A 7,340-nucleotide genomic window follows, 5' to 3' on the forward strand; every position below is an offset into this window, starting at 1 on the left:
TGCCTCGTTACAGGAATGCAACCAGCATGAACTGAGTAAAAATTTCATAAAAATAGTTTTTTTTCTTTAATCGATTCATATCTGATATACCCAGCCTTTTCCTTTCTGGTCTTTCCATGAAGCTATCGCTGCGCCATATCGAAATATTCCGAGCTATCATGGCTGCCGGCAGCGTTACCAATGCTGCGCGACTGCTGTTCACGTCACAGCCGACTATTAGCCGTGAACTGGCTCGGTTGGAGCAGGTTGTTGGGCTGCGCCTGTTTGACCGTGAGGGGGGGCGCCTGCTAGCGACGGCGCAGGCGTTGCTGCTGATTGAGGAAGTCGAGCGGGCCTACGTCGGCCTGGAGCGCATTGATCGATTCGCCCAGGCGATCCGCAACTTTGAACATGGCAGGCTGGCTATTACTTCCCTGCCGCTCTTCTCTCATGCCTTGCTCCCTGAGGTGTGCCAGCAGTTTCATCAGAGTCACCCGGGTGTCAGCGTGAGCATCACTGCACAGGAGTCGCCATTGCTGGAAGAGTCACTGCTGGCACAGCAGCATGACCTTGGCTTGACTGAAGGCGAGCAAGTGCCACGAGGTGCCCAAGGAGAGCTCCTATTTAGCGCTGGCCTGGTTTGCGTGTTACCGGATCGACACCCGTTGTTGAACAAGTCCCAACTGGAGCTGAGCGACTTTCACGAGGTGAATTTCATCAATCTGGCGAGCCTTGATACCTACCGGCAACGGTTGGATCAGCACTTCAGAGCCGCGGGAGTGAACAGGCGCACGATCATCGAGACGACTAGCGCGGCATCGGTATGCGCCATGGTCAAGCAAGGGCTAGGAGTAGCGATTATCAACCCATTGAGCGGGCTAGAAGCAGCGCACAGTGGGCTGTCGATTCGCCGGCTGAGCGTTAGCGTCCCCTATTCGGTCATGTTGATACGCCCCGAACATAGACCGGGTTCAGCAGCAGTAGATTTGTTTTGTGAGGCGCTGCGGGCGCAGGCGCTAGAACTTACCGCTCGCCTGGCAAAAGGGATTTGAAAGGGCAACTTGGTCGCGTTGAGGCTAGGCACCCAGCGGCCCACACTGATGCTGCGTTGAAAAATGTAGCTTCTAGGCTTCCGGATAGACAGCGCATGATGAACCATTTGGGTCGTACATCCTTGAGTCAGAGCTGCGTGCCCATTACGCATTGAGGTCGCTCACCACCTGACGGTGCATCGCGATGTCGCAACGTGAAAACCGCTGAGGTCGTCGACAGGCCGCTATTGGCCGACTGCTGCCCTTCGCGAAGGGCAGCTTTGGGTTGAAGCGAACATTTACCGAGCAAAGGACGTGCTCCTTGCATGTCGATTCGTTAAAGAACCCGACGGCAATTGTATTCATGTAGAGAAAATTGCGGATCTAATTACCGGCGCTTGGCGCGCGGGCGCAACAACAATTTTGGGTCATACCCTCGCACCAACTGGCAACCTCTACCCTCCAAATTGCTGCCCCACCACCTCAACGATAAAACCCTTCACCTCACGCAACAGCGGCGAATGCCTCAAATCGGCATGCACAACCAGCCAGATCTCACGGCAGAAACCCTCGCCTTCGAAAGGTAACCGTCGCAACTGTGGATCGGCATCACCGATGAATGTCGGCAATCCGGCAACGCCCACGCCTGCACGTGCGGCGGCATGCTGAGTAGTGATATCGCTGACTTCACACACAATGCTTCGCCCCTGAGCGACCTTCGCCAGCCATTTCTGATGGGGCATGTCGGCCAGCTGCTCCTCATAGGCAATGAATACCCACTGAGCAGGTGACGCAAGGTGGACATAGTCGGTGCTTGCGTAGAGCGCGAACGGCATGCTGCCCAATTTTCGTGTGACGCTGTCCGGCTCGGTGGGCCGATACAAGCGTATGGCAATATCGGCTTCACGACGCCCGAGCGATACGCTTTGCGCCTGGCTGGCGATGGCCAGTTGCACCTGCGGATAACGCTCACGGAATTGGCCCAAAGTGCTCATTAGGAAATTGGTGGCCAGTACCGGCGGTGCGCTCAGGGTAACCCGCCCAGCCGCATGGGTTTGTTCGGCTCGAACGGCCCGCTCGATCGCAAAAGCGCTATTTTCCATTTCTTTGGATATCCGCAATACCTGCGCTCCGATCTCGGTCAACTGGCATGAGCGTGGCAAGCGGTCAATAAGGCGCACACCCAGGTCTCCCTCCAATGCGCCCAAACGACGACTGACAGTCGCATGATCAACCTTCAGCGTGCGCCCGGCCCCCGATAGACTGCCGGCTTGGGCGATGGCCAAAAAGACGCGGAGACTCTCCCAGTCGAACATTGGTGCGTTTTCTCCAGTGAGCTGTGCGATTTCACCGAATTTTCGCACAGATCGCGATCCCATAACCTATGGCTTTCCTTCAGAAGGTCTACCTCATGTCCTCTTCTCTTCACGCTTCTCCAAGGCTTGTCCAGCTCGCTACGTGCCTGGGCTTTTTCGTGGTGCTCATGGACGTCAGTGTCGTCAACGTCGCGCTTCAAGCCCTGCATCTGGGCATAGGGGCCGATATCACCGACCTCCAGTGGCTGGTCAATGCTTATGCCCTGGTGTTTGCCTCACTCCTTCTGCTGGCAGGCACGCTGGGCGATCGGCTGGGCGCCAAACGCGTGTTCATGCTCGGGTACGGCGTCTTTTCGCTGGCCTCGCTCGGTTGTGGCTTTGCCTCAAGCATCGCATCGTTGATCAGCTGGCGCCTGGTGCAAGGACTGGGTGCGGCTCTGCTGGTACCCACTTCGTTGTCGTTGCTTCGGGAGGCATTCCAGGAGGAGTCCGCACGTAACCGAGCGGTGGGCTGGTGGGGTGCCGGCGGCGGAATCGCGCTAGCGGCGGGTCCGGTAATAGGTGGTTTGTTCATTACCACGTTGGGCTGGCGCAGCTTGTTTCTCATCAACGTGCCAATCGGCCTCATCGGGCTTTGGCTGACTGCCCGGCATGCACCCTCATCCCCCACTCAGCCTGATCGGAGCCTCGATATGCCTGGGCAGATCGTCGCCGTGCTGACGCTGGCCAGCTTCACATTCGCCCTGACGCAGGCAAGCCAGCTGGGCTGGTCAAACCCTGAAATCCTTGGCGCGGCCATGGCGTGTGTATTGCTGGGCGCGATTTTCATCTGGATGCAAACGCACACCGCACAGCCTATGCTGCCTCTGGCGCTGTTCCGTGCCCCCCTACTGCGTAGCGCGACCCTCATCGGAATGCTGGCGAACCTGGTATTCTATGGCGTGGTTTTCGCCCTGAGCCTGTTTTTCCAGACCATCGAGCACTTCTCCCCCAACCAGACAGGGCTTGCTTTCCTGCCGATGATGGCAGTGCTGATGGTCATGAACATTCTGGCAGGCAGGCTGATCTGCCACATCCAGCACCGAGTATTGGCCACCGGCGGCCTGCTGCTCTCGGCCTTGGGCTATGTGCTGATGGCACCAGCCTTGGCCACCCATGCCTATGGCTGGTTGGTGGTACCAATGCTATTGGCTGGCAGCGGTATCGCTTTGACCATTCCCACCATTACCAGCGCGACATTGGCGGCGGTGCCAAGCAACCAGGCAGGTATTGCCTCCGCGCTGCTGAACGCAGCTCGACAAGTCGGCGGCATCATAGGGGTCGCGGTGTTCGGCTTCATGATCAGCGACAATGCAGAACAGCAGTTCCTGCGGGGACTGGATCATACGTTGATGATTTCGGCGCTGTTGTTGTTACTGGCTTCAGGCGTGGCATTCGCCGGGCTGCGGCCAACTCGAGCCATGGGCCTTTGCGCTGCCCGACTGCCCTCGTGAGCAATAGCAGGGAGGCACGACCATTGAAGACAGAGCGTTTAGCCTGATCGAGATGGCATTGCGCTGAAGGAACGTCCACTTCCGGCCAATAGCGGTCATCCGGCGACGTATCCTGAGCAGACATTCGTACTCCTTGAAGATTGACCTACTTGGGAACTGATACCCGTCACGTCTCTTCGACCGTTGTCGGGATGCTTAGTCCTACCTTCACATTGCCCATTGAAACCAATGTCTTGAAGCGCTTGACGTTATTGCTCTCAAAGAAAAGCGTTCTGGTCAACTCCGTGTATTGCTCCATGTTCCTGACCGACATGATGAGGACAAAATCGCACTCACCTGCTACGTAGTAGCACTGCTGGACTTGTGGACAGGCCAAGAACGCGCGCTTCATCTCATCCAGAAGATCCAGACGTTCATTTTCCACTTCCACTTCCGTTATCACCGTAAGCCTGTGATCCAAATGGGCGGGGTCCAACAGCGCAACAGTCTTGCGAATCACCCCATCCGAATTCATTTTCTTCAAGCGTCGATTCACGGCAGCCGAAGAAAGGTTAACGCGGGCACCCAGATCTTGCTGGGAGGTCGTCGCATCCTCTTGAATAGCTTCGAGGAGTGCGAAATCAAAATGATCAAGGCTCATTTTTGTCAGCTCTAAATAAAAGTTCGTAACAGCCATTCGAGGCGAAATATAAGTTCATTCAGGGAGCAAAAATCAAGAAATTAGTGCGCTTGATTGAAATAACATTTACCTAACAAGACAGCCAACAGCGCCGCGGATAGTTTTCCAGTTGTCCGTCGCACCCGGAGAGCTTAATGAGCAAGTCCCCTGATCTACGACTGAACGATCCCATTCTTCTGCTCGCGAGCATACCGGTATCGATCAACTGGCCACAGGTGCCGATGCGCAGCTCGATGCACTAGTCAATCGATAGAACGTTCACACGCAATCTTGAAAAAACCAATCTGCCACGGGGTCTGCCCAGTGGCGACGGCCCTGCTTTGCCTAAAGGAAACCAACATGCTGTTTGCCAACCCGAACGCAATACGCGAGACCTATCCTGATCGCTTGAAGGACATCATGAACGTCGAGAAAGCCAATCAGAGTGGTGCATGGCTTTCACAATGGTCGCGACTCAATCCGGCCGGTACGCCGCTGCACTCACTCCCGGATCTGGCCGCAGAGCTGGGGGTTGCCGACATTCTGGTGAAGGATGAATCGAAGCGATCGGAGCTGGGAAGTTTCAAAGCGCTGGGCGCGCCAATTGCACTTGTTCGACTCATTTTGTGCGAATTTCCGGAGCAGCGTTTCGACGCCCATGGCTTGTTGTCTGGACGGTACAGTTCGGCACTCGCCGATTTCACTGTCATCAGTGCTACTGACGGCAACCATGGCCGGGCTCTGGCGGCAGCTGCGCAGAGCGTCGGCTGCGGCTGCGTCATCGTCCTTCATGCAAACGTCAGCATCGAACGTGAACAAGCGATTGCCACTTATGGCGCCGAAATCATACGGATCAGCGGTAACTACGATCAGTCGGTGGAAGAAGCGGCAGCGCTTGCCCAGAAGAACGGTTGGTGGGTGGTTTCCGACACGTCCTATGAGGGTTATGAGGATATTCCGCGTGACGTGATGCAGGGCTACGGCACCATCGCAGCCGAAATCATCGAAACTGGCTGTGCATTCACCCACGTGTTCCTTCAGGGCGGTGTCGGTGGGTTGGCGGCGGGTATTGCAAGCTATCTCTGGGAGCTCAAAGGAGGGCAGCGCCCAACGTTTATTGTCGTAGAACCGGATCAAGCGGATTGCCTCTACCAAAGTGCAATCGCAGGCAAAGCCGCCAAAACCAACGGCTCGGTGGATTCGGTAATGGCTGGCCTGGCGTGCGGCGATACATCTCCCTTGGCCTGGAAGTTCTTGCAACCCAGTGTCGATTTCTTCATGACGATTCAGGACAGCGAAGCGGTTAGCGCCATGCGTCGTCTCGCAGTCGGCAGCGAGCAGGACATCCCGCTGGAAGCAGGTGAATCGGCTGTTGCAGGACTTGTCGGCCTTGTCCGCATTATCAATTCGCAAACCCTTTGCGCTGAAGTCGGCATCAACACTCAGTCACGGATTCTTTTGATCAGTACTGAGGGTGCCACCGCTCCGGGTGTGTATGCCGAGTTGGTTGGCGAAACCGACGCTTCGGTACGTGCGCGACAACAGGCCTGGTTAGCGAAGGCCTGAAACTGACCCTTTTTGTTTTCCATGGAGACCAGGCACCGCCGGTCTCCGTGGGCTGCTCCTAATAAAAAGAACAATGGAGAAATAATGAAAACTACCAAACGCAATATCGGACCATGGTCACTGATGTTTACCGGCTCGGGCTCGATCATCGGCTCAGACTTCCACAATGAACCCCGGATACCCAGTGGCGATTAAAAGATGATGTCCAGCACAAACGGCAAGACGGCTCTCGGCGTACTGTTCAACGTGCTCGCTTCGGTGCTGTTCGCCGTCATGTATGCTTACACGAGCCTGCTGACGGCGTTAAGTGCAGAGGAGATTTACGGCTGGCGAACGTTGCTGACTCTGCCCTGTTTAACACTGTTGGTGATCACGACCGGTCACTGGGGCGAGGTAAAGTCGATATTCTTGAGGTTGTGCCGTGAGCGATTGTTTTGGGCAAAACGCTTGCTCTCATCGGCGCTGTTGAGCGTGCAGCTGTGGCTATTCATGTGGGCTCCCGTGAATGGCCACGCTCTCGATGTTTCGCTCGGGTACTTTCTGCTGCCAATCACCACAGCACTGGTAGGACGACTTGTCTTCAAAGAAAAGCTTACACGCTTCCAACTTTTGGCATGTGCGCTGGCGGCGACAGGAGTGTTCAATGAACTGGTGATCGCCAGGCAGATCGCCTGGCCTGCCTTCGCGGTGTGTCTCGGGTACCCGATTTATTACTACTTGCGCAGGGTCATTGGCACAAACAATCTTGGCGGACTTTGGTTCGACTTGAGTATTAGTCTGCCCGTCAGCTTCTTTTTCATCACCCAAGGTGCATTGCTTAACAGTGAGCACGGCGGTATGAATCTGCCATGGCTAGTCGTCGGACTCGGAGCAATCAGTGCCGCTGCTCTCGCATTCTCCGCCTTGTCTGCTGAGAAGCTGAACCTGTCACTTTACGGTTTGCTGACGTATGTCGAGCCCGTCCTGCTGGTGTGCGCATCCCTGTTGCTGGGTGAGGCCATCAAACCTGCTCAGTGGCCAACCTATATCGCTATTGGTGCAGCAGTTCTGGTGCTATGTCTGGAAGGGCGCCTGGCACTAAGAAATTCATTTCGTCATCGCCGGTTAACCCCTCCGAGTTTTGATCCTCCAAATTCAGTGAATCATGAGGCGGATGTCAAAAGACCCCAGTGAATCGCCCCGGGTTTCGTAGACACCTCCATGCCTTAAAATGAGGCCAATCAGGAGGTGCCATGAGCAACCCGCGTTATCCCGAAGAATTCAAAATCCAAGCAGTCAATCAAGTGACCGAAAAGAA

Annotated in this window: 6 protein-coding genes; 4 read left to right on the forward strand and 2 right to left on the reverse strand. The window is 55.6% G+C overall.

The window, feature by feature from the left end; translation table 11 throughout:
• Positions 1–116: 116 nt before the first annotated feature.
• Positions 117–1,031 (forward strand): LysR family transcriptional regulator, encoded by a 915-nt coding sequence (locus AACY45_RS26230; RefSeq protein WP_339548318.1) that lies wholly within the window; start codon positions 117–119, stop codon positions 1,029–1,031.
• 434 nt (positions 1,032–1,465) lie between these two features.
• On the opposite strand, the gene AACY45_RS26235 is transcribed toward AACY45_RS26230, so the two are convergent.
• Positions 1,466–2,326, reverse strand: coding sequence for a LysR family transcriptional regulator (locus AACY45_RS26235; RefSeq protein ID WP_339536191.1), 861 nt, complete (start codon positions 2,324–2,326; stop codon positions 1,466–1,468).
• A gap of 95 nt (positions 2,327–2,421) precedes the next feature.
• Here AACY45_RS26235 and AACY45_RS26240 point away from each other — a divergent pair, with 95 nt between their 5' ends.
• Positions 2,422–3,819, forward strand: a complete 1,398-nt coding sequence (locus tag AACY45_RS26240; RefSeq protein ID WP_339536193.1) for an MFS transporter — start codon at positions 2,422–2,424, stop codon at positions 3,817–3,819.
• Between the two features lie 166 nt (positions 3,820–3,985).
• Here AACY45_RS26240 and AACY45_RS26245 read toward each other — a convergent pair whose 3' ends face one another.
• Positions 3,986–4,459, reverse strand: coding sequence for an Lrp/AsnC family transcriptional regulator (locus AACY45_RS26245; RefSeq protein WP_339548319.1), 474 nt, complete (start codon positions 4,457–4,459; stop codon positions 3,986–3,988).
• 378 nt (positions 4,460–4,837) lie between these two features.
• On the opposite strand from AACY45_RS26245, the gene AACY45_RS26250 reads away from it, so the two are divergent.
• Entirely contained in the window at positions 4,838–6,043 is a 1,206-nt protein-coding gene (locus AACY45_RS26250) for a diaminopropionate ammonia-lyase (protein WP_339548320.1), read from the forward strand.
• Positions 6,044–6,244: 201 nt separating this feature from the next.
• Entirely contained in the window at positions 6,245–7,216 is a 972-nt protein-coding gene (gene rarD, locus AACY45_RS26255; protein ID WP_339548321.1) for an EamA family transporter RarD, read from the forward strand.
• Positions 7,217–7,340 lie beyond the last annotated feature (124 nt).

This window comes from Pseudomonas sp. RA_35y_Pfl2_P32 (assembly GCF_963970735.1).
Taxonomy (GTDB): Bacteria; Pseudomonadota; Gammaproteobacteria; order Pseudomonadales; family Pseudomonadaceae; genus Aquipseudomonas.